This window comes from Caballeronia temeraria (assembly GCF_001544795.2).
In the GTDB taxonomy this organism is placed as follows: Bacteria; Pseudomonadota; Gammaproteobacteria; order Burkholderiales; family Burkholderiaceae; genus Caballeronia; species Caballeronia temeraria.
The window spans coordinates 206356-230537 of record NZ_FCOI02000001.1 but is presented as its reverse complement, the minus strand read 5'-3'; the positions used below and the strand labels follow the sequence as shown (position 1 = coordinate 230537).

The following is a 24182-nucleotide window of genomic DNA, read 5'->3' as shown; positions in this document are numbered from 1 at the left end:
GTGCGGCTGATTTGCGCATCGCGTGTTCGCGCTAGAATTCTCCGCGATACTCACGCGACTCAGGTGCTTCCTTCTCGAATCGTTGCGAAATAATGAACAACTCTTTACATCACTTCACGATGCATCAGGATGACCGGGCGATGCGACGCGAGCGACGCCTGCTCGTCCTGCTCGGTTTCGTCAGTCTCGGTCTCGTCGGCGGCGCGCTGTATCTGCAGTTCTTCCATAACGAAGATCCTTGCCCGCTTTGCATCATCCAGCGCTATTTCTTCGTGCTGGTGGCAATCTTCGCGTTTCTCGGCGCCGCGTTTCGCAACTGGCGCGGCATTGCGCTGCTCGAAACGCTCGTCGCGATATCCGCGCTCGGCGGCCTCGCCACCGCGATTCGCCATGTGTACGTGCAGTCGCATCCCGGCTTCAGCTGCGGTTTCGATGCGCTTCAGCCCATCGTCGACGGTTTGCCGCCCGCGAGCTGGCTGCCGCAGGTGTTCAAGGTCGCGGGTCTGTGCGAAACGCCCTATCCGCCGATCCTCGGGCTTTCGCTGCCGCAATGGTCGCTGATCGCGTTCGCGCTGATCTTCGTGTTCGTTGCAGCCAGCGTGCGGCTCAAGCGCAAATTGCGCTCGACGGTCCGGTAAATTGTTCCGGGCGGCCGTTCCGCGCCGCCCGCTTCTCCCCGCGCTTCCCCGCTCTCCCCCTCAGCAAGCGCCTCGACGCGCTTTCCCTTCCCCGCATCAGCGCATCCGCATAATCTTGATACGTGCCCGGCAATATTTTTGGGATATTGCGGTGGTAAGGTCATGCCTGGATGGCGATCTACGTGCGCGCAGTCCGATTCGCTCAAAGGCAGCCGATTTTTACATCGCGACCATGAAGCGAACGGAAACCGCGTAACGCGCGCCCGGTCCGCAATGTCTCCCTGAATCATGACAACGCAAACCATCCGCTTCCTCCGGCTTCGCGCCCTATTCTTCAGCGCCCGCGAGCATGTGCGTGCGCGCGCCTGTCCTGCTTCGCTCTTTCCGGGCGATGTGCATGCCCATCGCCCGGTAAACTAGCGCCTGCGACGACGCAAACCCGCGCACCATTCGCACACACACGATCATTTCTGGAGCTCACTCGATGCAAGTTTGGCTGAACGACCTGCAACACCTGCTCGCGCACGGCGACGCCGTCGTGCTCGTGACGGTCGCGCGTGTCGAAGGCTCCGCGCCGCGCGAGCCGGGCACGAAGATGATCGTCACACGCGAGGACGCGCGCTACACGATCGGCGGCGGCCATCTGGAATGGAAGGCCATCGAAACCGCACGGCACGTGCTGAAGGACGGCATGCGCAACGCGCGCATGCGACGGCTCGAGCGTTTCGCGCTCGGGCCCAGCCTCGGCCAGTGCTGCGGCGGCGCGGTCGTGCTCGCGTTCGAACGGCTCGATGTCGCCGATCTCAACTGGGTGACGACGCTTGCCAAACGCACCGCGCAAGGTCTCTCGACCGTGCGCAGCGTGTCGTTCGCGCCGCAACCCGAGCTGCGCGACGCCGTCATGCTTTCCGATCCCGAACCGGGCGCAAGCGACGCCGACTGTCTCCTGTGGGACGGCGGCGGCGCCGACGAGCGTGGCGCGCTCCTGACCGAGACCATCGCGCCGCGTGACTTTCAGGTCGTGCTGTTCGGCGCGGGCCATGTCGGAGCGGCGCTCGTGCGCGTGCTCGCGACGCTGCCCTGCCACGTGACCTGGGTCGACGAGCGCGACGCCGCGTTTCCCGCGCCGCCGTTCGTGCCGGACAACGTGACCATCGAGCCGAACGACGCACCGGACGAAGCCGTCGACCGCGCGCCGCCCCACGCGTACTTCATCGTGATGACGCACAACCACACGGTGGATCTCGCGCTGGCGGAGTGCATCCTGCGGCGCGGCGACTTTGCGTTCTTCGGCATGATCGGCTCGTTCACGAAGAAGAAGCAGTTCGAGCACCGGCTCGCGGCGCGCGGCATCGACCCGGCCCGCATCGCGCGGATGGTGTGTCCGATCGGCATCGACGGCATCGTCGACAAAGCGCCCGAAGTGATCGCCGTTGCAGCGGCAGCCCAACTGCTGCAGGCGGTCGAAGCCAACGTTTCGAGCCACGCGTCGTCGCAACAGACCGCCTGACCCACAGGCGAATCCGTAGCCCCAAAACTCAAAAGCCCACATGAATCCCACACTCGCCGACAAGATTGCGCACGCGCCAAAAGCCGAGCTGCATATCCACATCGAAGGGTCGCTAGAACCGGAGCTGATTTTCGAGCTGGCGAAGCGCAATAACGTGAAGCTCGCATACGACTCCATCGAGGCGCTGCGCGCGGCCTACGCCTTCACCGACCTGCAAACGTTCCTCGACATCTATTACGCGGGCGCGAGCGTGCTGCTCACCGAGCAGGATTTCTACGACATGACGATGGCCTACGTCGAGCGCGCGCTCGCCGATCACGTCGTGCATACGGAAATCTTCTTCGATCCGCAGACGCACACGGAACGCGGCGTGCCGATCGAAACCGTCGTCGCGGGCATCGATGCCGCGCTCGCCGAAGGTGAAAAGCGCGGTCTTTCCAGCAAGCTGATTCTCTGTTTCCTGCGCCATCTGTCCGAAGAAGACGCGCTCGCGACATATGAAAGCGCGTTGCCGCTGTTCGACAAATACGCGCATCGGCTGATCGGCGTCGGGCTGGATTCGTCGGAGCGCGGTCATCCGCCGTCGAAATTCGAGCGCGTGTTCGCGAAGGCGCGCGCGCGCGGCCTGAAGCTCGTCGCGCATGCGGGCGAGGAAGGACCGCCGTCGTATGTCTACGAAGCGCTCGATCTGCTGAAAGTGGATCGCGTCGATCACGGCGTGCGCAGCATCGAAGACGCGGCGCTCGTCGCGCGTCTCGCGGATGCGCGCATCGCGTTGACCGTGTGCCCGCTGTCGAACATCAAGCTCTGCGTGTTCGACGACATGACCAAGCACACGTTGAAAGACCTGCTCGATCAGGGCGTCGCGGTGATGATCAATTCCGACGATCCCGCGTACTTCGGCGGCTACGTCAACGCGAACTATTTCGCGATCGTCGATGCGCTGAAGCTCACGGATCACGAGGTCTACACGCTGCTCAAGAACAGCCTCGAAGCCTCGTTCGTCACCGAAGAAGAACGCGACGCCATGGTCGCGCGCCTGGATCAGCACTGGAAGCAGTAAGCACGATGGAAACCACCGCAACTCCACAACAGGACACGACCACGCTCGAACGCTTCTTCGGCATTCGCGCGGCCGGTTCGCGCACCAAGACCGAAATCGTCGCGGGCATCACGACGTTCCTCACGGCGATGTACATCATCGTCGTCAATCCGGGCATTTTGTCGGCGGCGGGCGTGCCGTTTCCGGCGGCATTGACGGCGACCGTCATCGTCAGCTTTCTCGGCAGCTGCGCGATGGGCCTGTACGCGCGCAATCCCGTGCTCGTCGCGCCCGGCATGGGCATGAACGCGCTCTTCGCCTTCGTGATGGTGCACGGCGGCAAGATGCCGTGGCAGACCGCGCTCGGCTGCGTGTTCTGGTCCGGCGTGATCTTCGCGATTCTCGCGGCGTTCAACGCGCGCAAGCTCGTCGTCGACGCAATTCCGGCGAATCTGCGGCACGCGGTATCGTGCGGCATCGGCCTGTTCATCAGCCTGATCGGGTTGGTGAACGCGAAGTTCGTCGTCGGCGATCCGGTCACGATCGTGCATTCGGCATCGCTCAATCCCGTGGTCATCACGTTTCTCGTCGGCCTCGCCGTCACGACGGTCCTCGTCGCACGCAAGGTCACGGGCGCGCTGATGCTCGGCATCGTGTTCACAACGATCATCGCGATTCCGATCGGCCGCTTCTACGGCGACGGCACCGCGTACTGGCCCGCCGCCATCGCCACGAAAACGCTCGTCAACTGGAACGGCCTCTTCTCCGCGCCGGACTTTTCGGCGGTCGGACAGCTCGATCTGATGGGTTCGCTCAAGGTCATCTACTGGCCGTTCATCTTCGTGATGCTGTTCACGTCGTTCTTCGACGCGCTCTCCACCTTCATGGCGATCTCGGAAGCCGGCAAGCTCTACGACAAGGACGGCAACCCGCGCAACATCCGCCAGTCGATGATGGTCGACTCCTTCTCCGCGCTCATTTCCGCGCCGCTCGGCACGAGCCCGGCGAACGCGTATATCGAATCGGCGGCGGGCATTTCGGCGGGCGGGCGCACGGGTCTCGTCGCGGTCGTCGCGGGATTGTGCTTCCTGCCGTTCCTGTTTCTCTCGCCGCTTCTGTCGCTCGTGCCGGCGATCGCGACCGCGCCCGCGCTCGTGCTCGTCGGCGTGTTCATGATGGAAGCGATCACGCAGATCGAATGGCATCGCTTCGATGAAGCCATTCCCGCGTTCCTCGCGATGATCCTGATCCCGCTGACCTACTCGATCACCGATGGCGTCGCGTACGGCTTTCTCGCGTTCGTCGTGCTGAAGTCGGCGACGGGTCGCGCGAAGGAAATCAAGCCGGCGATGTGGATCATCGCGGCCTTTTCGTTAGTGCTGCTTTCACAGCTTTAAAACCCAGATACGGAGACGTTGCATCATGACTCAGACCGCCTACCGCGCCCAGTTGCTGACCTTCCGGGAAGATCCCGCGCATGCCGCTGACGGCGCGGTGTACGAGGCCGATGGCCTCCTGATCGTCGAGGACGGCAAAGTGGTCGCGGCAGGCGCGTATGCGTCGCTGCGCGACACGCTCGACGTCGACGCCACCGTCCTCAGCATGCGCGACAAGCTGATCGTGCCGGGTTTCATCGACTCGCACATTCACTATCCGCAGACGGACATGATCGCGTCGCCGGCGCCGGGCCTGTTGCCGTGGCTCAACACGTACACGTTCCCGACCGAGCGCGGCTTCGAGAATCCTGCGGTCGCGCGCGGGACGGCGAGCTTTTTCATCGACGAGCTGCTGGCCTGCGGCACGACGACCGCGCTCGTCTATTGCACGGTGCACAAGCAATCCGCCGATGCGTTCTTCACCGAGAGCGAAGCGCGCGGCACGCGCATGATCGCGGGCAAGGTGCTGATGGACCGCAACTGCCCCGAGTTTCTGCGCGACACGGCGCAAACCGGCTACGACGACAGCGCGGAACTCATCGGGCGATGGCACGGACGCGGCCGTCAGCAATATGCGCTGACGCCGCGTTTCGCGCCGACATCGACGGAAGCGCAGCTCGAAGCCTGCGGCGTGCTCGCGCAGAAGCACAACGACGTGTTCATCCAGACGCACGTCGCGGAAAACACCGACGAAATCAAATGGGTCGAGAGCCTGTTTCCGGGGCACCGCAGCTATCTCGACATTTACGATCACTACGGCCTGCTGCGCCGCCGCGCGGTTTATGGCCACTGCATCCATCTCGACGACACGGATCGCGCGCGCATGGCGGAAACCGGCGCGGTGGCGTCGCACTGTCCGACTTCGAACCTTTTCCTCGGCAGCGGCCTGTTTGATTTTGAGAAAGCTGGCGAGTCAAATATGCCTGTCGCGCTCGCGACGGATGTGGGCGGCGGCACGTCGTTCTCCATGCTTCAGACGATGGGCGCCGCGCACAAGATCGCGCGTCTCACCGGCCATCATCTGACCGCGACGCGCATGTTCTGGCTCGCGACCACGGGCGCCGCGCAGGTGCTCGAACTCGACGACAAGATCGGCACGCTCGCGCCGGGCAGCGAGGCGGATTTCGTCGTGCTCGATCCGAACTCGACGCCGCTGCTCGCGCGCCGCACGTCCCGCACGGAATCGCTCGAAGAACTGCTGTTCGCGTTCGCGCTGCTCGGCGACGATCGCGCGGTGTTCGAAACCTACGCAGCCGGCAAGCGCGTGCATTCGCGCGACACGCGCAACACGGCGAAGCTGGAACTGGCGGCCTGACGCATTCCGGATTCCGCGCGACGAACGCCCTTCCTTCGAAGGGCGTTTTTGTAGGGAGAACCACGCAAACGCCGACGATTCGCTCGACCGATTGAGCACTTTTGTTGCAATCTCGCTAAAGTGCAGGCTGTCACGTTCGCTGCGTCGCCATGATCGCCTTCCGCCTCGTTCGCTTTGTTCTGCCGATGACGCTCGCGTCGCTGGGCGCGCTCGCCCACGCCGAAGCGCTCGACGCGCAACTCGACTGCAAATCGACGCCGCACGATTTCATCGCGCCGCTACAGGAGAAGCATCTGCTGGAGACGAAGCCGATGCGCGTCGAGCCGAACTCGATCAACGCGTTTCGCGCGACGAAAGGCGCGACGCTGACAGCGTATGGCTTCAGGGTGTACGCGCTGGTGGCGTATCAGAAGGACGATCCGATTTTCCGGCAGGGAAAAGGCGAGCCGATCGGCGATGCGGCTTATGGCGCCGTCGTCTGGGGCGGCGACGTCGAAGTGGAGCAGAAGGTGCGCGCCGCGGGCAGCGACGCGGTGGTGCACCACGTCGCGCCCTTTATTACGGCGATCTTTTGCAAGCCGTGATCAACGCAACAGCGCCACGAACGACGAAATCAACCGGTCCATGTCGTTTGCATCGAGCGCGCCCATCGTCGAAATACGGAACAGTTCCTTCGACAAACCGCCCTGCCCCGCGTAAATCACGAAGCCCTTCGCCTTGAGCGCGTCGTGCAGCGTTTCATACGTGACGCCCTTCGGCAGCCGATACGCCCGCAACACCACCGACGACTCTTCCGGCGACAACGCGCTGTCGATGCCGAGCGCAGCCAGCCCCGCGCGCACTTGCTCCGCGAGCTTCGCGTAACGCTGATGCCGCGCGCGCCAGCCGCCTTCTTCCTCAAACTCGCGCAGCGCTTCGACGAGCGCGTAATACGCATGCACCGACGGCGTGAACGGCGTGTTGCGCTCGTCCTGCAGCTTGGCGAGCCGCGCGATGCCGAGGTAATAGTTGCGATTCGCGGCCTGCGCGAGCGCATCGCGGCGCGCGATGACGAACGCCGCGCCGGGCACGCCATGCAGGCACTTGTTCGCGGTCGCGGCGATTGCGGCGATGCCGCCGCCGTCGAAATCGATCGCTTCGGCACCGAAGCTGCTCACCGCGTCGAGCAGCAAACCGATGCCGCGTTCCTTGCACGCCCGCGACAGTTGATCGATCGCGTTCAACCGGCCGGTCGTGGTTTCGTGATGGATGATCGCGACATTCGTGAACGCCTTCGCGTCGAGCAGCTTCTCGATCGCGTCGATGTCCGGCGCCTGCATCCACTCGTATTTCACGACTTCGTGGTCGATGCCGTACTGCTTCGCGATCTGCGCGATGCGGTCGCCGTACACGCCGTTTTCCACGACGAGCAGCCGCCCGCCTTCCGGCACCAGGCCCGCAATCATGCTTTCGACGGCGGCAGTGCCCGAGCCCGTCATCAGCACGGCGCTCCACACGGCGGGATCGAGCTCGTAAGCGGCGACGAGACGCTTGCGCGCCTCGCCCTGCAAATCGAAGAACTCCGGCTCGCGATGGCACAAGTCGGTTTGCAGCAGGCTCTTGCGCACGCGTTCGGTCAGCGTGACGGGACCCGGATTGAGCAGCAACATCAACGGTCTCCTAGGTGTTGTTGCAGGCGCGCGCGCACGTCCTCGGGCGTGATCTTCGGCCGGGGCAGGTCGCCGGGCGTGCCTGTTCTGATCGATAGACGCGCAAAACGCACGCCATCGACATCCTTTGCTTCGAAAAGACGATCGATCACGCCGATGTCGTCGCCGTCGAGCGCGAGCGCGTAGCCGCACGCCGACGCGATCGACGCGAAATCGACTTCGCGCGACACCGTCGCCTGACCGCCGGTCGATTCGTGCGCGCCGTTGTCGAGCAGCAAGTGAACGAGATTCGGCGGGCCATACGCGCCGAGCGTCGCGAACGCGCCCATGCGCATGAGCGCGGCGCCGTCGCCATCGAGCGCGATCACGGTGAGATCCGGGCGCGAGAGCGCGAGGCCCAGCGCCATCGGCGTCACGCAGCCCATCGAGCCGACGAGATAGAGCTGGTTCTCGCGGTCGTCGATCGCGTACAGCTCGCGGCCGCAGAAACCGGTCGATGCGAGCACGACCGTCGAGTCCTTCGGCGTGTTGGCGATGACCTTCTGCAACGCGTCGTGCCGCGTCACGCGCTCGCCGTCGAAGCGCTGCACGCTCGCCGGATGCGCATTCGCGCGCACGCCCGACAAGCCGGTCTTCTTCAGCTCGTAAGGCGCGACGCTGCCCTTCTGCATCACGAGCGCGTACGGGCGGCCGGTGCGATCCATGTACTCCGTCGCGCGATCGAGCGCCGGGCCGATCTGGTCCGCTTCCGTCGGAAACAATTCCCACGGAATGTCCATCGTTTCCAGCATCTGCGGCGTGATCGGGCCCATCAGCGCGTGCTGCGGCTCGTCGTGGACGCCCGGCTGGCCGCGCCACGTGACGATCAGCAATTGCGGCAGACGGAACGTCCACGTCAGCGACGTCAGCGGACTCACCGCATTGCCGAGACCGGAGTTCTGCATCATCGCGATGCCGCGACGCGTCTTCCCGCCGCCCAACGCGACGCCCGCGATCAGCGCGACCGCGTCGCCCTCGTTCGCCGCCGACACGTAATGCAGCGACTCATCTTGCAGCACGTAGTTGATGAATGGCGTGAGAAACGAGCACGGCACGCCCGCGTACCAGTCGAAACCCCGCTCGCGCGCGGCTTCGACGAACTGGGCGGCCTCAATCACGCGCGTTCTCCGTGCCTTCCGAACCGATCGGCGTCTGGCCGTGCGCGAAATCGCCCGCGCGACGGAAATCATCGAGATCGTTCACGCCGCGCCAGTGGCCGTGCACGTATTGCACTTCGACCTTCTGACCATCGGCGATGAGCGCGTTCAGGAGCGCGGCCGTGTCGAGCGTGTCGAAATCGGCGCGCTGCTGCAGCGTGGCGAGCGTCGCGAGCAGACGTTCACGCGCGCCCGCACGCACCTTGACGAGGCCCATCCAGCGGCCTTGCGGCGCACGCTCACCGTCAAGCGTCTGCCCCGCGCCGACGACGCTTTCGAGCCACACTTTCTGGCCGAAGAGCGCGCGGTCGTCGGCGGTCGAGCAATAGGCGAAATCGGTTGTGCCAGCGCCCGTTTGCGGCGCCTGCGACGAATCCACGACCACGCAGAAGTCGCTGTCCGATTCGACCAGATCGCGCAGGATATAGCTGCGGAACAGCAGGTCGCCGTAGGAAATCACGGTATCGCCATTCATGTGCTTCACGGCGCACGCGAGCGACGCGAGTTCGCCCGTGGTTTCGTGCTGCTCGTTGACGACGAGGCGGATGCCGCTCTTCTCGATCGCATCGGCGCGATATCCGCCGACGACGGTGATGTCGTTGATGCTTTCCTTCTTGAACGCCTCGACGAGATGACGCAAGAGCGGCTTGCCCGCGACCGGCAGCATCACCTTCGGACGCGCTTCGGTCAGCGCTTCGAGGCCCGCGCCGCGGCTCGCGGCGAGCACGATCGCGCTGCGCTTCTCATTCGCCGCGCTCAGATAGATGTTCTCGGCGGCGGAATATTCGTCCGCGTCCTGCAGACGGAAAATTTCGTTCACCGACGCGATGCGGTCTTCCACGTTGACGAGCGTCTCGCTGTCGTGGATTTCCTTCGCGATCGCCTGCATCGCCGAGACCGCGCCGCGAATCAGATGATTCGCCCAGATCACGCAGCTGATGCCCGCCTGACGAAACGCATCGGTGGGCGTGCTGTAGTACTTCGTCGGCACGATGACGAGCGGACCGCGACCGGCCCATTCGCGCGCGAACGTCAGGATTTCGTCCGGCTTCGAGAGCTTGCTGTGGATGAGAATCGCATCCGCGCCCGCCTGGCGATACGCCTCGGCGCGCTTCAGCGCTTCTTCCATGCCCCAGCCGGCGATCAGCGCTTCCACGCGTGCGACGATCGAGAAATTCGGATCGCTCTGCGAATCCTTGCCGGCCTTGATCTTGCCGCAGAATTCGTCGATATCCGCGAGCGGCTGCGCTTCGCCGTTGATGAAGCTGTTGGTCTTCGGGAACTGCTTGTCCTCGATGCACACGCCCGCGATGCCGCGCTGCTCCAGTTTTCTCACGAGACGGCGCACGTTGTTGAAGTTGCCGTAGCCGGTGTCGCCGTCGAGCAGAATGGGCAGATCGCTCGCGTCGGCCATGAATTCGAGATTGTCGACGACCTGCGTCCAGCTCGCTTCGTTGTTGTCGCGCACCCCGAATTGCGCGGAGATCGAGAGACCCGAGCCCCAGATTGCCTTGAAACCCGCTTCCTTCGCGATGCGCGCCGACATGCCGTTGTGCGCTTCCATCAGGAATTCGAGGCGATTGCTTTGCAGCATCTCGCGCAGGCGCAGCGTGCGCGAATAGCCGACCGGAATTTGTGTGGGTGCGTTCATTGTTGCGAGGCTCCTGCAAACTGACTCAGCGCATTGAGCGACGGCAACACTTCGTCCGCCGCGCGCTTCACGTCGTTCTGAAAATCGATTTCGATCCACGGCGCGCCGGTGACATCGGCGATATCGAAGACCGCGGATTGTTCCAGCAACAGGTCGCGCACCGCTTCTTCGTGCGGCATCTTCGCGCGGCCCGTCGCCACGTACTCGGCGCAGATGTCCGCGAGACGCGTGGCGGTCTTTTCATCGAAACGGAAGAAGCCGACCGATTCACCGATCGTGTCGTACTTCAGCCCCGCCGCGACCTGCTTGCGCAACTCGACCGGCACGCCGTTCTCGACGCACAGCTTCACCGGCTCGTCGCCGGCTTCGAAATCGCGGTCGATCAAGAGGCGATTCACCGAGCCGCCCGCGACGAGCGGCTCGACAATGCGCTCGTCGTAGAGCACGTCGGCGTCCATCAGGAGGACGTCGCCGCCGCGCGTCATCGCGTCGCGCGCGGTGTGCACGGACAGCACGCTGCCGAGCGTGAATTCGTCGTTGATGACGATTTCCGACTTCGGCTTCCAGTCGATGGCCGCAAGCTCCGCTTCGATCTGCTCGCTCTTGAAGCCGGTCACGAAGACGACTTCATCGACGCCGGCCGCTTTCAGGAAGTGCAGATGACGTTCGAGCAGCGAGGCATCGCCAAAGCGCAGCAGACATTTCGGCTTTTGCTGGCCTTCGGGCTGAACGAGGCGCAAGCCCATCCCGGCCGCAAGAATAATTGCGCGCATGCTTGTGTTCCCTTCGTGTGTGGGTCAGTCGATATCCGGCACGCGCGCGAGACGGCGGCGCTGCCAGCCTTTTTCAACGAAATGCAGATAGACGATGCCCGGCACGCCGAGCAGCAGTTCGCGCGCGCGCTTGGCGAGCGACAGCGCGAGCGCCGCCTCGGGCGGCAAGCCGACCAGACGCGCGAGCAGCAGATAACCGCCTTCCTGCACGCCGAGCGAGCCGGGAATGGCGAAGGCCGCGCCGCGAATGGCCTGGCCGAGACTTTCGAGCAGCAGCGCTTCCGTCCAGCCGACCGGATGGCCGAGCAGATGCAGCGCGAGCCACACTTCGCCCGTGCCGACGATCCAGCCGATGAAGCTCAAGCCGAAGCTCGACGCCACCTTGCCGCGCTCGCGATACATGTCGTGCACGGCGGCATCGACGGCTTCGGCGCGCGTGACGAGCGAGGACCAGTCGCGCTTCGCGGAGAACTTCGCGGCGATGCCCGAGGCGAAGCGCATCGCGCGGCCGAACAGACCGCGCCGCTGCGCCAGATAGAAACCGAAAATAAGAAGGCCGATGACGCCGATCACCGCGAGCACGGCGATCGTCACCGTCGACGACGAACCGCCCGCCGCGTAGCCCGTCAGGAGCACGACGCCGATCAGCGCGAAAATCAGTTGCGCGACGGTCTGCATCGTCGTGCTGACGGTGATGACGGCGGCCGCGTCGCGTGCGCGCATGCCGCGCTGCGCGAGATAGCGGACCATCAGCATCGGCCCGCCGATCTGGCCCGCGGGCATCAGGCTGTTCACCGACTCGCCGGACCAGCGCGCAAGCACGGCGTCGCGCAGGGAAACGTCGCGTTCCTTGTGCGAAAAGAGCACGCTGATCGCGCCGGCGTCGATGACAAGCGGCACGACGTGAAAGGCCGCGACCGCGAGCAGACCCCAGCCTGCGGCGGCGAGCGTCGATGCGACCGAGCCGAAGCCTTGCCAGCCGAGCAGCGCGATAAACAACACCACGCCGATCGACAGCAGGAATGTGCCCGCGCGGCTCATGCCGGTCCGTTCTTGCCGCCCTTGCGGCGAAAGACCTGCCTGAACCCGAAATAGGCGATCGAGTCCTTCATGTTCGAGATGAAGCGCTGGAACGGCCGCATGTTGGGATTCGTCACGTACTCGAACGTGAGGGACACGCGCATCTCGTTCTCGCCGAGCGGCGTGACGCGATGGCGCAGCTTGTCGCCGTCGAAAAACACGAACGCGCCGGGCGGATATTGCACCGAGCCGGGTTGATCGGGAACCGCCGGATTCTTCGTGTGCAGCTCGTAGTCGAGCTTGCAGGAGGAATCGTCGATCACGCCGAGCAGGAGCGTGTAGCGGCGGCCATCGTAATACGACGTGTCGTAATGCCAGCCGATGTGATCGCCCGGCTTCGTGTAGAAGTACAGCGCGTAGGCGTGCGGATCGTCTTGCGGCGAGAGTTGCAGCTTGTCGCCGGTGAGCGTCTCCAGCCACTTGATGAGCGCTTCCGATCGATACAGATCCGCGATGAACGGCGCGTGTTTATCGAGCGTGTGACGGCTCACGCTGCCGCCCGCCTTGTGGCCCGGCAAGTAGTTGCGGTTCACGGACGGCATCACGTCGTGCACGGCGGCGATCAGACGCTCGGTGTAATCGCGCGGCAGGAAGTCTTCGATATAGAGAAACGAACCTTGCTGGCCGTACTCGTCGCGCAGCTTCGGCGTGTGCAGCGCGGCGAGGCGCGTGTTCATCGTCGAATCGATGTCGCGCTTCGACGGGCGCGCGGCCGCTTGCGCCTGCGCAGGTTGAATCAGCATGTTGTCCGGAGTCGCCGTATCGCTCATCTCACCGCCTGGAAATCCTGGTCGTCTTTGGTATGCGTGCCCTGCGCGCGGCGCTTCAACTGCGTGGCGACGCGCTGATGGTCCACCGCCACGTAAATGGCGAAGAGCGGCGCGCCGATCGCCGCGGCGATCAGAAACGGCGTCATGCCGTTCAGCAGGGTGACCACCGGCAACAGATACAGCACGTCTTCGGTTTCGAAGCCGGCCATCGACGCTTGCTTGGTGCCCGACTTGCCGACCATCGATTCGATGCGCATGCGCAGGAAAAAGATCAGCGCGACCGTCACGCCCGCGATGCCGCCGAGCCATTGGGCGGGCACGATCATCGACGGGTGATGCACGGCCACGTAGAACCCGATGCCGAGGAACAGCAGCACGGTGACGAGCGCGTCGCACGCGAGGTCATAAAAATGGCCGATCTTGCTCGACTGTCCGCTGATGCGCGCAAGCTCGCCGTCCGTGTGATCGACGAGATTCGACAGCGCGATCAGGAGCGCGCCGAGCGTGCACATCCAGAACTGACCGAGCGATAGATAGTAGGCTCCGGCCAGGCCGATGGCGAGGCGCAGCGTGGTCAGGTGATTGGGCGTTACCGGAGTGCCGACGAGCGGCGTGACGAGACGGCGTGCAAGCCGCGCATCCCAGGTGGTGGGCTCGGGAACGGCTTCAGGATTGGGCGGACACGATTTTGTCATCCCGGGAATATATCGCTAATTCGCCGATGCTGCATATATTGCGGCCCGGCGTCGCGGCGATATTTCCCTGTTTAGTCAAGGCCGGCGGGCGCATTTGAAACTTTCCCCGAAGCCGTGAACAGAATCGGTTCCGACGCCCTCGGCAAAAATTGCCGGGGCGCCGTCGCCTTCGTTGTCCCGATCAATCGACGCTCTTGGCTGCGGCGGGCGCAGGCGTCACGCTGCGCTCGTTCGCTCCCGCCGACGCCGCCGTTTCATTCGCGATGCCGCCGTTCTGGTCCACCGGCAGCGTCACCGTGCGCACCGTGCCGTTGCCGAGCGGGAAGTCGGCGAGCGCGCTGCGCACGAGGTAAGGCATCGCCTGATAGAGCGAGGGATCACCCGTCGAATTGACGGCCGTCACCTTGTAGGTCTCGCGACCGGTCTTGCGGTCGCTCATGCGGATCTGCAGCGCGTGGGTGAAGACCGGATAGCTCTGGTCGACGTAACCCGTCGCGCCCCACGGTCCGTACGGTCCCCATCCGCCCCACGGTCCGCCCCAATACGGCCCGGCGCCCCACGGTCCGTACATCGGCCACGGATCGTAATAGATTGGCTGACGCACCGTCACGGTGTCGCCGCGAATCGAATAGGCAATCGCGATCTGATAGTTCGCGCTCGCCTCGGGCACCTGGCGGAAGTTGTACTTCGCGAGTTCATTGGCGACGAGCGTTTCGTACGTCGTCTGCTCGATGCTGTTCTGCTGCTCGTCGCGGCGCGTGAACGCATACGTGCGCGTCGCGTCGCTGCCGCTCCAGTTGGAAAACGCGGTCACCTGCGTCTGCACGTAGGTCGTGCAGCCGGCGAGCCACATCGCCGTCAGTACCAGCGCCCATCGGACGAACGCTTTGATCGGGACATTCATGGTCATCCTCACTTCGTTCAGCACCCTTCTCCGTTATAGACAGCACCGCCGTGCCGCGCACGGCGGCGTCCTTGTTTTGTGGGTTCCACGACGCGTAACGCCGCCCGATTCACGATCTCCGGGCGGCTTGTACAATGGTTCGACCAGGCGCGCACGCGTTGGTGCGCTCGATGGCGCGCACGTGAGACGCCGGCGCCGTTCAATCCAAACATGAAGATCTTGCCATGTCTACCACGACCGCATCCGCTGTGATTCGCCGCCAGGACTACACGCCGCCGGCCTTCCTGATCGATTCCGTCGCGCTCGAGTTCGACCTCGCAGCGTCGCGCACGGTCGTGAAGAACACGATGAAACTGCGCCGCAATCCCGACGCCCACGGCGACGCATCGCGCCTCGAGTTGATGGGCGAGCAGCTCGAATTCGTGAGCGCGGCGATCGACGGCACGGCGCACGCCGATGTCCGCGTGCACGAAAACGGACTGTCCATCGGCAGTATTCCCGCGGATGCCTTCGAGGTTAGCATCGAGAGCATCTGCAATCCGGCTGAGAACACGACGCTCTCCGGACTTTATGTCTCCAGCGGCAACTTCTTCACGCAGTGCGAGGCCGAAGGCTTCCGCCGCATCACCTATTTCCTCGATCGCCCGGATGTGATGGCGACCTACGTCGTCACGCTGCGCGCCGACAAGACCGCGTACCCGGTGCTGCTGTCGAACGGCAATCTGATCGAGGAAGGCGATCTGCCCGATGGCCGCCACTTCGCCAAATGGGAAGACCCGTTCAAGAAGCCGAGCTATCTGTTCGCGCTCGTCGCGGGCAAGCTCGTGTGCATCGAGGAGCGCATCGCGTCGGGTTCGGGCAAGGAGAAGCTGCTGCAGGTCTGGGTCGAGCCGCACGATCTCGACAAGACCCGTCACGCGATGGACTCGCTCGTCAACTCGATCCGCTGGGACGAAAAACGCTTCGGGCTGGAGCTGGATCTGGACCGCTTCATGATCGTCGCGGTGAGCGACTTCAACATGGGCGCGATGGAGAACAAGGGCCTCAACATCTTCAACACGAAGTACGTGCTCGCGAATCCCGAAACCGCGACGGACACGGACTTCTCCAACATCGAGGCCGTGGTCGGCCACGAGTACTTCCATAACTGGACGGGCAACCGTGTGACCTGCCGCGACTGGTTCCAGTTGAGCCTGAAGGAAGGCCTCACCGTATTCCGCGATCAGGAGTTTTCTGCCGACATGGCCGCAGGCGATGTCGAAGGCGCGGCGAGCGCCGCCGCGCGCGCGACCAAGCGCATCGAGGACGTGCGCGTGCTGCGTCAGATGCAGTTCGCGGAAGACGCCGGCCCGATGGCGCATCCGGTGCGCCCCGAGAGCTACGTCGAGATCAACAACTTCTACACGATGACCGTCTACGAGAAAGGCTCGGAAGTCGTGCGGATGTATCAGACGCTCTTCGGCCGCGACGGCTTCCGGCGCGGCATGGATCTCTACTTCAAACGTTTCGACGGCCAGGCCGTGACCTGCGACGACTTCCGCCAGGCGCTCGCCGATGCGAATCATCGCGATCTCGCGCAGTTCGAGCGCTGGTACAGCCAGGCGGGCACGCCGCGCGTATCGGTACGCGCGAAGTACGACGCCGCGAAAAAGCACTACACGCTGACGCTCACGCAGGGTTACGGCGACGCATCGGAAGCGGCGCGCGAAACGCAGAAAGGACCGCTGCTGATTCCGTTCTCGGTCGGCCTGATCGGCCAGAACGGCGCGGACTTGCCGCTGCGCCTCGAAGGCGAGAAGGAACCGAACGGCACGACGCGCGTGCTCGAATTCACCGAGCGCGAACAGTCGTTCACGTTCGTCGACGTGAACGAGGCGCCGCTGCCGTCGCTGCTGCGCAATTTCTCGGCGCCGGTGATCGTCGAATACGACTACACCAACGATGAACTCGCGTTCCTGCTCGCGCACGACAGCGATCCGTTCAACCGCTGGGAAGCCGGCCAGCGCCTCGCCACGCGCGAACTGCTGGCGCTCGCGGAGCGCGCGGGCAAGGGCGAAACGCTCGCCATCGACGATCAGGTGATCGCCGCGTTCGCCCGCGTGCTCGACGACACCACGCTCACGCCGGCCTTCCGCGAGCTCGCGCTGATGCTGCCGTCGGAAAGCTATCTCGCCGAACAGATGACCGTCTCCGATCCGGCCGCCGTGCACGCGGCACGCGTCTTCATGAGCCGCCGTCTCGCGTCGCAATTGCGCGACAAATGGCTCGCGACTTACGAAGCGAACCGCACGCCGGGCGAATATCGTCCGACGCCGGAAGATGCGGGCAAGCGCGGCCTGAAGAATCTGTCGCTCGCGTATCTGAGCCAGCTCGACGATCCGCGCGACGCCGTCAAACTCGCGCAGGCGCAATACGACGCCGCCAACAACATGACGGACCGCTCAGCGGCGCTCTCCGCCCTGCTGCTCGCGAGCGCGACGAAGGGCGCGGATGCAACCGTCGCGGATGCGGCGCTGGCGGATTTCTATCGCCGATTCGAGCATGAGGCGCTCGTCATCGACAAGTGGTTCGCACTGCAGGCGACGCAGCGCGGCTCGGCCGATCGCAAGGTCATCGAGATCGTGCGCACGCTGATGCAGCATCAGGCGTTCAACATCAAAAACCCGAATCGCGCGCGCTCGCTGATCTTCAGCTTCTGCAGCGGCAACCCGGCGCAATTCCACGCCGCCGATGGCTCCGGCTACGCGTTCTGGGCCGAACAGGTGATCGCGCTCGACGCGCTCAACCCGCAAGTCGCCGCCCGCCTCGCGCGCGGGCTGGAACTGTGGCGCCGCTTCACGCCGCAGCTGCGCGAGAAGATGCACGCGGCGCTGAGCGAGGTCGCATCGAAGGCGAAATCGCGCGATGTGCGCGAGGTCGTCGAAAAGGCGCTCGCGGCTTAAGCGCTGTTTCGTCGGAAGTTTTTGCTGTTTAGCGGCCGGCGCGCGCGTTCTCGTGCGCCGGCCGCTCTCGCTTATGGCGGATGCCGTCGGTCGCTGTCACATGGAGCGGCCGGGTCGAGCGGTTAGAATCGTGAATATTCGTCTAACGCTCACGGAGCCTAAGCATGTCCTCCATTTCCAGCCGCACCACGCTCTCGAAATATCTGATCGAGCAGCAGCGTGAACATCAGAACCTGCCTGCCGATCTGCGTCTCCTGATCGAAGTCGTCGCGCGCGCGTGCAAGCAAATCAGCTATCACGTGAGCAAGGGCGCGCTCGGCGAGGCGCTCGGCTCGGCGGGTAGCGAGAACGTGCAGGGCGAAGTGCAGAAGAAGCTCGACGTGCTCTCGAACGAAATCCTGCTCGAAGCCAACGAATGGGGCGGCAACCTGGCCGCGATGGCATCGGAAGAAATGGAAAAGATCTTCCCGATCCCCAATCGCTATCCGAAGGGCAATTACCTGCTGACGTTCGATCCGCTCGACGGCTCGTCGAATATCGACGTGAATGTGTCGATCGGCACGATCTTCTCGGTGCTGCGCTGCCCGGACGGCGCCGATCCGAGCGAGGCGGCGTTCATGCAGCCGGGATCGCAGCAGGTCGCCGCGGGTTACGCCGTGTACGGCCCGCAAACCGTCCTCGTGCTGACGACCGGCCACGGCGTGAACTGCTTCACGCTCGATCGCGAACTCGGCTCGTGGGTGCTCACGCAGCGCGACATGCAGATTCCGGTCGAGACACGCGAATACGCGATCAACGCGTCGAACAGCCGTCACTGGTATGAGCCGGTGCAGCGCTATATCGGCGAGCTGAACGACGGCAAGGACGGCGCGCGCAAGGAAGACTTCAACATGCGCTGGATCGCATCGATGGTCGCGGACGTGCACCGCATTCTGAATCGCGGCGGCATCTTCATGTATCCGGCCGACAAGCGCGATCCGTCGAAGCCCGGCAAGCTGCGCCTGATGTACGAAGCGAACCCGATGTCGTTCATCGTCGAGCAGGCCGGCGGCGCCGCGACCAACGGCGAGCAGCGCATCCTCGATATCGTGCCGACGAGCCTGCATGAGCGCGTGGCGGTGTTCCTCGGTTCGAAGAGCGAGGTCGACCGCGTGACCCGCTACCATCTCGAAAAGAAAAATTGATCTTAGGTATTGCCAAAGCCGGAAAGGCTCTGCATAATCTCACTTCTTCGTTGCTGACGAACTAAACGAACGCAACAATGGAGCCGGAATAGCTCAGACGGTAGAGCAGCGCATTCGTAATGCGAAGGTCGGGGGTTCGATTCCTCTTTCCGGCACCAACGCCTTTACTGGCGCGGTTTCCAGACCGCCATGCACTAGCAACTAATGCGTTGCTCTCATGGAGTCTGATATGTCCGCCCAACATCTCAAAATCGTGTCGCCGTTGTCCAGAACGGCCTACGAAATAGCCCCTGTCCGCGCAATCGCGCCGGACCGGCGGCGCATTCCCTTTTCCGAACTCGCCGAAGCGTATCTCGCCGCCTATCAGGGTCGCGATCCGTCGCGCGCGCAAATTATCCGCCGATGGTCGCAATATTTCGACGGTTGGATTGCGTGTGAGATCGACGCCGATGCCGTAGCCGATGCGCTCGACGACTGGGCCGCGACGCCCGTGCGCCGCTTCGTCGGCACTAACGAAACCGGCGCGGGCGTCTATCGCGAACTCGGCCTGCCGAAGCCCGGCTCGATTATCAAGGCGCGCGCGTGCCTGTCCGCCGTCCTGTCATTCGCCCGCGACCGGCGCATGATGCCAAAGGGATGGACGAACCCGTGCCGCGAAGTGCCCCTGCCCGCTGCCAACAATGCGCGCGTCCGATTTTTGAACGATGACGAACGCAAGCGCCTGCTCGCCGTTTCGCGCCTTTCTACATGGCCCCGGCTGTATCTGCTGATCCTGCTGGCGATCACGACCGGCGCGCGCAAGTCGGAGCTACTGCGCCTGCGTTACTCCGATATCGACGTTGAGCGGGCTACAGCCTACGTGCGAACGTCGAAAAACGACGAGCCGCGCGTATGTCCGCTCGTGCCCGCCGTGCTCGACGAATTGCGCCGCTTCGGCAAGCCTGCGCACCGCGACGCGCTGCTTTTCGCGCGAGTAGGCGATCCTGACCGGCCCTTCACGCTCGGCAAAGCGTGGACGAACGCGGTACGCGACGCGCACCTGTCCGACTTCAAATTTCACGATTTGCGACACACGTGCGCCAGTTATCTGGCGCAAGGCGGCGCGTCACTACTCGACGTGGCCGCAACCCTCGGACACAAGCAACTCGACGTGACCCGCCGTTACGCGCACCTCACGGTCGATAGCAAGCGGGCCGTGGTTAATCGCGTTATGGGAGACATCGCATGAAAAAGCCCGCGTCCCGGCTCCGAGGGCCGCTACCCGAACTGGTTATGGATGACCCGAACGGCGGCGAGCCGCTACGGACCGGCCTGACGTTAATCGACGTGCGCACCCGCGAAACCCTGCAACGGCTCGACGTGGCGCTAATGGAAGGCTTCACGGCAGCGTACCAAGCGGACGCCGACACTGCGTTCGTATTGGACATGCGCCGCCGTAACAGCGCGATCGTCAAAGCATTGTTCGACGGCATCGAAGGCGAGTTGCGCGAAGGCTTTGGCCGCGTGCTAACGCGCCACCGACAGTCACAGCAGGGATACAGCGGCGACATCATTGCCCGCGCGCGCGACCTCTGGATCGCCGAATACCATCGGCGCGCTGCGACCGGGCGCACGGTGACGAAGGCGCAGCTATTCCGCAAACTCAAGACGGAGCTGCGCATGGGCGAAACGAAGGCTCGGGAAGTCGTCGCAGATATCCCGTGGCCGCCGCCGAAATCTGAATCGCGAACATAAGCGCGTCAATCCATTAAGTAAACAAGCCCGGACCTAAGTTCCGGGCTTTTTATTTGCCCATCATCGCGATATTGGCCGGTCTGGAACGCCGCCAGTAAGGGCAATCACTGGAGAACGAGCGATGACGATGACGCACCCTATCCCCCTCTACGACGATGAAAGATCGTGGCGCGCGACTTACGGAGAACCGCTGTTCGACAGCGACCAATCCATGCGCACCTTTACCTATGGCGAGCGTCGCAACGCACTGATCGAAAAAGGTCTCGTGTTCATCGTCAAAAAACGCCTCGTGACGGACGCGCCCGAAGCACTTTTTGCGGCACTGGTTGAGATGAAGAAAGACGCCGCGCGCGAGCGCGTGCGCGCCACGCCTGCCCCGCCCCCCGTCAATCCAGTTAAGCCGAAGAATCGTGCCGCACGCGTCAAAGCGCTGCTCCGCGAACATAAGGGCAATCCCACCGCCGAAGTCAAAGCGTAAAAAGACGTTATGACCTCCTCCAGAGAAGAAAACGCCCACCGTGGCGCGGCGGGCGCTAAATCAATGGACATGCCGCAGACGGCACATGGTGATGATATCGCGCGGCGCGACGTGCGCGCACGCGTGGACGCCGTGATTGAGGCCGAAACCCGCCGCGCGAGTTTCACGTCCGACTGCCACTCGATCCGCTTCGCCGCTGCGCGGGGTGCGTGGTGAGCGAGCCGACGCCGCAAGAAATCGACGCCGTGCGCCGGGAGTTTTTGGCGATGAAACCGACGCCGCCCGCATTGGCCGAAGTGCCCCATGGGGCACAGACCGAGCGCCGCCATCCGGCCGTGCGGCCCACGAAGGCAGACCCCGCCGCGCACGACGACGCGCGTATCGACGAGCCGCCGCCGCTCAAGACGACGCACGCCAATGCTATCGGCCCGGACCTGAAGCAAAAGCCGCAAGTCGTCGAAGATCTATTGTGCGAGGCCGAAGTGTGTACGTGGTTCGGACCTTCCTATGCAGGCAAGACGACGCTTGCCATTCATCTCGCGATCTGCGTGGCGCTGGGTATCGATTTTCTAGACAAGCGCACCCGACAGGGAGCCGTGGTGTATCTGGCGGCCGAAGCGCCCGGCAATGTGGCGCGCAGGATTGCGGGCGCTAAAAAGCACTTCGGTATCGACCATATGCCGCTACTCGTGGCAGGCGAAGCAATCGACCTGTTCGACGGACTCGCTGACATGGCGCGCGTCGTCGACTGCGTCAAGTATTTCGAGGCGCAAAGCGGGGAACGCGTGAAGCTGATCGTGATAGACACGCTCGCGCGCTGTTGCGGTTCCGGCGACGAGAATTCGACAAAAGATATGACCGTCGTGATGCGCACGCTGACGTGCATTGCCGAAGCGACCGGCGCGGCCGTGCTCGTGATCCATCACACCGGCGTGGCCGACGCGAGCCGCTCGCGCGGATCGAGCGTTATCTATTCGAACGCCGACGACGAGATTGTGTGCGAGTACAACCCGACCATCGATACGCGCATGCTCACGGTCAAGAAACAGCGCGAGCTAGGCACCGAGCATGAAAAGCTGGCCGCCCGCTTCGTGCGCGTGGAAGTCGGCATTGACGAGTGGGGCAAGAGCGTGACCGTGCCAATCGTCGAACCCGCCGACATGCCGGCCGATACGACGATCTGCAAACGCATGGGCGAAGTCGAAGGCGCGGTCATCGAATTTCTGGCTGAGCGCAAAGTCGGCATCAAGAAATCCGCCGTGGTGGCGCACTTCAAAGGCCGGTACGAAAAAGGCCCGATCTATCGGGCCATGAAGCGGCTCGTGACCGCTCACGCCATCCATGAAGCGGCCGGAATGGTCTGTATCGCGGAGGCCGCCAAGTAGCACAGAAAGGATTTTGTAACCCGTGTTTCGGAAAAAAAGCACGGTCGTCGGGTACGCGAGAAAAGGTACGCGTGGTACGCCGAGGTACACGAAGTGACCGGCCGCAAACGCCCGCCAGATAGGAAGGTACTCGAAAAGGTACACGAGGTACACGGTACTTGGGTATGGAGGTACAGAAGGTACACGCCCCTTTAGGGGCGTACCTTCGCGTACCTACCACGTACCTGTACCGCGTACCTTTCCGCGTGTTGTTTCTTACAGCATTGAAACGGAGTGGATATGGCCATGGCGCAACCGAACGAACACTACCAACAGCACGTCCGCGTGGCGAATGCGCTGCTGATTCACGGCCGCGAGCTTCGCGCCATGTTCGATAGCTTGCGCTGGCGGCCGCTCGACGCCGAACGCATTGCGCTGATTGAACGGCTGATTGCGCACGCGCTCGACGACGAACGTCGTGCGGCCGTGGCGCGCGCCTTGTCGCAATGGTGCGAGGCCCGGCCGTCTGATGCGCTCGCGCAAGTGGCCGCTGGTTCTGTGGCGTGGCCGTTCGGTTCGACCGGCGAATGCCAAGCGCTCGAAGGGCTGTGCATGTACCTGCGTCAACTGGTTTTCGTCCTGCAAAGCGAGCCGCCGCCCGCGCCGGTAGCGAAGCCCCGACGCCGGGCGAACGGCGAACTACTGCCGGAGCCGCCGCCCCCGCCGCGTTTGTTCCGCGTGAAGTAGCAACATGCGCATCCGTTTGTGGATTCGCATATCGATTGTTATCGGTAATCCTTATTATTGGCGACGACACCATGACGACGAAGACCCCGACGAACGAAACCAACACCATGAGCGCGAAAGAGCGCGATTCACTGCGTGAAGTCGTGCGCCTGAATGGCCGCGTGGCGAAGACGGCAATCGACGAGTACGCGGCAACCCTGCGCGCTCGCATGGAAGAAAACCTGTCCAAGATTTTTGACGAAGACGACGAACGCTGGTCCGAACTCGTGGCGCACGCGAAGCAGGTAGGCCATGAAGCCGACGAAAAGCTAAAGGCCATTGCCAAGGCATCCGGCATCCCAATGGAAAACGCACCCGGCTTCATGTGCGGGTTTATAAACCGTGGCCGCTATGGACTGAGGGAGCGCCGCGACGAGGTACGCAAGGCCGGTAACGCGGAAATCGACGCCCGCGTGAAAAAGGCCCGCGCACAACTAGAGCGCGCGCTGGCCGCCAAGCATACGGAACTGCTTGCAGGTTCTCTCACGAGCGAAACCGCGAAGGCCGCGTTAGCCGCCATGCCGACGCCTGAACAACTGCTGCCGCCGCTCAAAAAACGCGATATTGCTGGCCTGCTGTCCGGGCATCCGACCGCGCTAATGCTCTCTGTCGAAAGCGTCAACGATTGGGAAGAGGGCTATTGACCATGAGCCGCAAACCGCCCGTGCATTACAAGCCGCCCGCCATGGCGAAGTTCGACGAGGCGGCCGAGCTTTGCGGCCGTCTGCTTTCCGGTCTGCACTATCTCGAAGACCGCGAGCACGACGGCCGCCCGGTTGACGAGAGCGTATGCAATGAACTCGTGCGCATCATCCGCCGCGTGAATCAATCCGAACTGCTGCCCGCCATGGTCGGATACATGCTGTTGCGCATGAGCGCCGAACCGGGAAAGGAGCCGCCGCCAAGCGAGGACGGCGACGCCGAACTGGCCGCCTATCGAACCGTCTACTATGCCGTCACGCGCCGACTCGACGAGGCCGATAACCGGGCGCGCGGCCCGGCTCGACATTGAAAGTCAAAGGAGCCTTGAACCAT

The 24182-nt window shown here is 63.6% G+C and carries 24 protein-coding genes and 1 tRNA gene; 17 read left to right on the top strand and 8 right to left on the bottom strand.

What is annotated here, in order from left to right; all coding sequences use genetic code 11:
* Positions 1–119: 119 nt before the first annotated feature.
* From AWB76_RS01090 to AWB76_RS01065, 6 genes are all read left to right on the top strand, one after another.
* Positions 120–638 carry a disulfide bond formation protein B gene (locus tag AWB76_RS01090; protein ID WP_061158536.1) on the top strand — a complete coding sequence of 173 codons (519 nt, stop codon included), beginning with the start codon at positions 120–122 and terminating at the stop codon, positions 636–638.
* 484 nt (positions 639–1122) lie between these two features.
* Positions 1123–2148 carry a xanthine dehydrogenase accessory protein XdhC gene (gene xdhC / locus AWB76_RS01085; RefSeq protein ID WP_061158275.1) on the top strand — a complete coding sequence of 342 codons (1026 nt, stop codon included), beginning with the start codon at positions 1123–1125 and terminating at the stop codon, positions 2146–2148.
* Positions 2149–2188: 40 nt separating this feature from the next.
* Positions 2189–3211: an adenosine deaminase gene (locus AWB76_RS01080; RefSeq protein ID WP_061158274.1), complete on the top strand. Its 1023-nt coding sequence runs from the start codon at positions 2189–2191 to the stop codon at positions 3209–3211.
* A gap of 5 nt (positions 3212–3216) precedes the next feature.
* Positions 3217–4587, top strand: a complete 1371-nt coding sequence (locus AWB76_RS01075) for an NCS2 family permease (protein WP_061158273.1) — start codon at positions 3217–3219, stop codon at positions 4585–4587.
* Positions 4588–4612: 25 nt separating this feature from the next.
* Positions 4613–5941: a guanine deaminase gene (guaD, locus tag AWB76_RS01070; protein WP_061158272.1), complete on the top strand. Its 1329-nt coding sequence runs from the start codon at positions 4613–4615 to the stop codon at positions 5939–5941.
* 149 nt (positions 5942–6090) lie between these two features.
* A complete protein-coding gene (locus AWB76_RS01065; RefSeq protein WP_061158271.1) occupies positions 6091–6525 on the top strand; it encodes a hypothetical protein in 435 nt (144 codons plus the stop codon).
* Here the strand turns inward: AWB76_RS01065 and AWB76_RS01060 are convergent, their stop codons facing one another.
* From AWB76_RS01060 to AWB76_RS01025, 8 genes are all read right to left on the bottom strand, one after another.
* Positions 6526–7590 carry a 2-aminoethylphosphonate aminotransferase gene (locus AWB76_RS01060; protein ID WP_061158270.1) on the bottom strand — a complete coding sequence of 355 codons (1065 nt, stop codon included), beginning with the start codon at positions 7588–7590 and terminating at the stop codon, positions 6526–6528. It abuts the gene before it with no gap.
* Positions 7590–8747 (bottom strand): phosphonopyruvate decarboxylase, encoded by a 1158-nt coding sequence (gene aepY / locus AWB76_RS01055; RefSeq protein WP_061158269.1) that lies wholly within the window; start codon positions 8745–8747, stop codon positions 7590–7592. Before aepY ends, AWB76_RS01060 begins: the two co-directional genes overlap by 1 nt.
* A complete protein-coding gene (gene aepX / locus AWB76_RS01050) occupies positions 8740–10437 on the bottom strand; it encodes a phosphoenolpyruvate mutase (RefSeq protein WP_061158268.1) in 1698 nt (565 codons plus the stop codon). Before aepX ends, aepY begins: the two co-directional genes overlap by 8 nt.
* Entirely contained in the window at positions 10434–11210 is a 777-nt protein-coding gene (locus tag AWB76_RS01045; protein ID WP_061158267.1) for a phosphocholine cytidylyltransferase family protein, read from the bottom strand. Before AWB76_RS01045 ends, aepX begins: the two co-directional genes overlap by 4 nt.
* Positions 11211–11234: 24 nt before the next feature.
* Positions 11235–12251 (bottom strand): flippase-like domain-containing protein, encoded by a 1017-nt coding sequence (locus AWB76_RS01040; RefSeq protein WP_061158266.1) that lies wholly within the window; start codon positions 12249–12251, stop codon positions 11235–11237.
* Positions 12248–13060, bottom strand: a complete 813-nt coding sequence (locus AWB76_RS01035) for a HalD/BesD family halogenase (protein ID WP_061158265.1) — start codon at positions 13058–13060, stop codon at positions 12248–12250. Before AWB76_RS01035 ends, AWB76_RS01040 begins: the two co-directional genes overlap by 4 nt.
* Entirely contained in the window at positions 13057–13755 is a 699-nt protein-coding gene (locus tag AWB76_RS01030; RefSeq protein ID WP_061158264.1) for a CDP-alcohol phosphatidyltransferase family protein, read from the bottom strand. The genes AWB76_RS01035 and AWB76_RS01030 overlap by 4 nt, the downstream gene beginning before the upstream one ends.
* Before the next feature lie 181 nt (positions 13756–13936).
* Positions 13937–14659 (bottom strand): DUF4136 domain-containing protein, encoded by a 723-nt coding sequence (locus AWB76_RS01025; protein WP_061158535.1) that lies wholly within the window; start codon positions 14657–14659, stop codon positions 13937–13939.
* A 224-nt stretch (positions 14660–14883) separates the two neighbouring features.
* Between AWB76_RS01025 and pepN the strand changes: the two genes are divergently transcribed.
* The 11 genes from pepN (at position 14884) to AWB76_RS00975 (ending at position 24159) form a co-directional block, all read left to right on the top strand.
* Positions 14884–17601 (top strand): aminopeptidase N, encoded by a 2718-nt coding sequence (pepN, locus tag AWB76_RS01020; protein ID WP_061158263.1) that lies wholly within the window; start codon positions 14884–14886, stop codon positions 17599–17601.
* Between the two features lie 164 nt (positions 17602–17765).
* A complete protein-coding gene (locus AWB76_RS01015; protein ID WP_061158262.1) occupies positions 17766–18785 on the top strand; it encodes a class 1 fructose-bisphosphatase in 1020 nt (339 codons plus the stop codon).
* 82 nt (positions 18786–18867) lie between these two features.
* A tRNA-Thr gene (locus AWB76_RS01010) sits at positions 18868–18943 on the top strand.
* 71 nt (positions 18944–19014) lie between these two features.
* Positions 19015–20013: a tyrosine-type recombinase/integrase gene (locus AWB76_RS01005; protein ID WP_061158261.1), complete on the top strand. Its 999-nt coding sequence runs from the start codon at positions 19015–19017 to the stop codon at positions 20011–20013.
* Positions 20010–20519: a hypothetical protein gene (locus AWB76_RS01000; RefSeq protein ID WP_157696033.1), complete on the top strand. Its 510-nt coding sequence runs from the start codon at positions 20010–20012 to the stop codon at positions 20517–20519. The genes AWB76_RS01005 and AWB76_RS01000 overlap by 4 nt, the downstream gene beginning before the upstream one ends.
* Before the next feature lie 121 nt (positions 20520–20640).
* Complete coding sequence (locus AWB76_RS00995) at positions 20641–20997, top strand: hypothetical protein (RefSeq protein WP_061158259.1); 357 nt, start codon at positions 20641–20643, stop codon at positions 20995–20997.
* 63 nt (positions 20998–21060) lie between these two features.
* The gene (locus AWB76_RS40610) at positions 21061–21213 is read left to right on the top strand and encodes a hypothetical protein (protein WP_157696032.1); all 153 of its coding nucleotides are present in this window, start codon (positions 21061–21063) and stop codon (positions 21211–21213) included.
* Between the two features lie 50 nt (positions 21214–21263).
* On the top strand, positions 21264–22382 hold the full coding sequence (locus AWB76_RS00990; protein WP_157696031.1) for an AAA family ATPase: 1119 nt from the start codon (positions 21264–21266) through the stop codon (positions 22380–22382).
* A gap of 279 nt (positions 22383–22661) precedes the next feature.
* The gene (locus tag AWB76_RS00985; RefSeq protein WP_167357721.1) at positions 22662–23108 is read left to right on the top strand and encodes a hypothetical protein; all 447 of its coding nucleotides are present in this window, start codon (positions 22662–22664) and stop codon (positions 23106–23108) included.
* Between the two features lie 71 nt (positions 23109–23179).
* Positions 23180–23791 carry a hypothetical protein gene (locus AWB76_RS00980; protein ID WP_061158256.1) on the top strand — a complete coding sequence of 204 codons (612 nt, stop codon included), beginning with the start codon at positions 23180–23182 and terminating at the stop codon, positions 23789–23791.
* 2 nt (positions 23792–23793) lie between these two features.
* The gene (locus AWB76_RS00975) at positions 23794–24159 is read left to right on the top strand and encodes a hypothetical protein (RefSeq protein ID WP_061158255.1); all 366 of its coding nucleotides are present in this window, start codon (positions 23794–23796) and stop codon (positions 24157–24159) included.
* Positions 24160–24182: the final 23 nt, after the last annotated feature.

What these genes read in the sequence shown, in the direction of transcription:
- AWB76_RS01045 (WP_061158267.1), bottom strand. Translation starts at nt 11,210, where the DNA reads ATGCGCGCAATTATTCTTGCGGCCGGGATGGGCTTGCGCCTCGTTCAG.
- AWB76_RS01075 (WP_061158273.1), top strand. Translation starts at nt 3,217, where the DNA reads ATGGAAACCACCGCAACTCCACAACAGGACACGACCACGCTCGAACGC.
- pepN (WP_061158263.1), top strand. Translation starts at nt 14,884, where the DNA reads ATGTCTACCACGACCGCATCCGCTGTGATTCGCCGCCAGGACTACACG.
- xdhC (WP_061158275.1), top strand. Translation starts at nt 1,123, where the DNA reads ATGCAAGTTTGGCTGAACGACCTGCAACACCTGCTCGCGCACGGCGAC.
- aepX (WP_061158268.1), bottom strand. Translation starts at nt 10,437, where the DNA reads ATGAACGCACCCACACAAATTCCGGTCGGCTATTCGCGCACGCTGCGC.
- AWB76_RS00975 (WP_061158255.1), top strand. Translation starts at nt 23,794, where the DNA reads ATGAGCCGCAAACCGCCCGTGCATTACAAGCCGCCCGCCATGGCGAAG.
- AWB76_RS00995 (WP_061158259.1), top strand. Translation starts at nt 20,641, where the DNA reads ATGACGATGACGCACCCTATCCCCCTCTACGACGATGAAAGATCGTGG.
- AWB76_RS01015 (WP_061158262.1), top strand. Translation starts at nt 17,766, where the DNA reads ATGTCCTCCATTTCCAGCCGCACCACGCTCTCGAAATATCTGATCGAG.
- AWB76_RS01040 (WP_061158266.1), bottom strand. Translation starts at nt 12,251, where the DNA reads ATGAGCCGCGCGGGCACATTCCTGCTGTCGATCGGCGTGGTGTTGTTT.
- AWB76_RS01065 (WP_061158271.1), top strand. Translation starts at nt 6,091, where the DNA reads ATGATCGCCTTCCGCCTCGTTCGCTTTGTTCTGCCGATGACGCTCGCG.
- AWB76_RS00990 (WP_157696031.1), top strand. Translation starts at nt 21,264, where the DNA reads ATGAAACCGACGCCGCCCGCATTGGCCGAAGTGCCCCATGGGGCACAG.
- AWB76_RS01090 (WP_061158536.1), top strand. Translation starts at nt 120, where the DNA reads ATGCATCAGGATGACCGGGCGATGCGACGCGAGCGACGCCTGCTCGTC.
- AWB76_RS00985 (WP_167357721.1), top strand. Translation starts at nt 22,662, where the DNA reads ATGGCCATGGCGCAACCGAACGAACACTACCAACAGCACGTCCGCGTG.
- AWB76_RS01000 (WP_157696033.1), top strand. Translation starts at nt 20,010, where the DNA reads ATGAAAAAGCCCGCGTCCCGGCTCCGAGGGCCGCTACCCGAACTGGTT.
- AWB76_RS01080 (WP_061158274.1), top strand. Translation starts at nt 2,189, where the DNA reads ATGAATCCCACACTCGCCGACAAGATTGCGCACGCGCCAAAAGCCGAG.
- AWB76_RS01030 (WP_061158264.1), bottom strand. Translation starts at nt 13,755, where the DNA reads ATGACAAAATCGTGTCCGCCCAATCCTGAAGCCGTTCCCGAGCCCACC.
- AWB76_RS40610 (WP_157696032.1), top strand. Translation starts at nt 21,061, where the DNA reads ATGGACATGCCGCAGACGGCACATGGTGATGATATCGCGCGGCGCGAC.
- AWB76_RS01035 (WP_061158265.1), bottom strand. Translation starts at nt 13,060, where the DNA reads ATGAGCGATACGGCGACTCCGGACAACATGCTGATTCAACCTGCGCAG.
- AWB76_RS01005 (WP_061158261.1), top strand. Translation starts at nt 19,015, where the DNA reads ATGTCCGCCCAACATCTCAAAATCGTGTCGCCGTTGTCCAGAACGGCC.
- AWB76_RS01060 (WP_061158270.1), bottom strand. Translation starts at nt 7,590, where the DNA reads ATGTTGCTGCTCAATCCGGGTCCCGTCACGCTGACCGAACGCGTGCGC.
- AWB76_RS01025 (WP_061158535.1), bottom strand. Translation starts at nt 14,659, where the DNA reads ATGAATGTCCCGATCAAAGCGTTCGTCCGATGGGCGCTGGTACTGACG.
- guaD (WP_061158272.1), top strand. Translation starts at nt 4,613, where the DNA reads ATGACTCAGACCGCCTACCGCGCCCAGTTGCTGACCTTCCGGGAAGAT.
- AWB76_RS00980 (WP_061158256.1), top strand. Translation starts at nt 23,180, where the DNA reads ATGACGACGAAGACCCCGACGAACGAAACCAACACCATGAGCGCGAAA.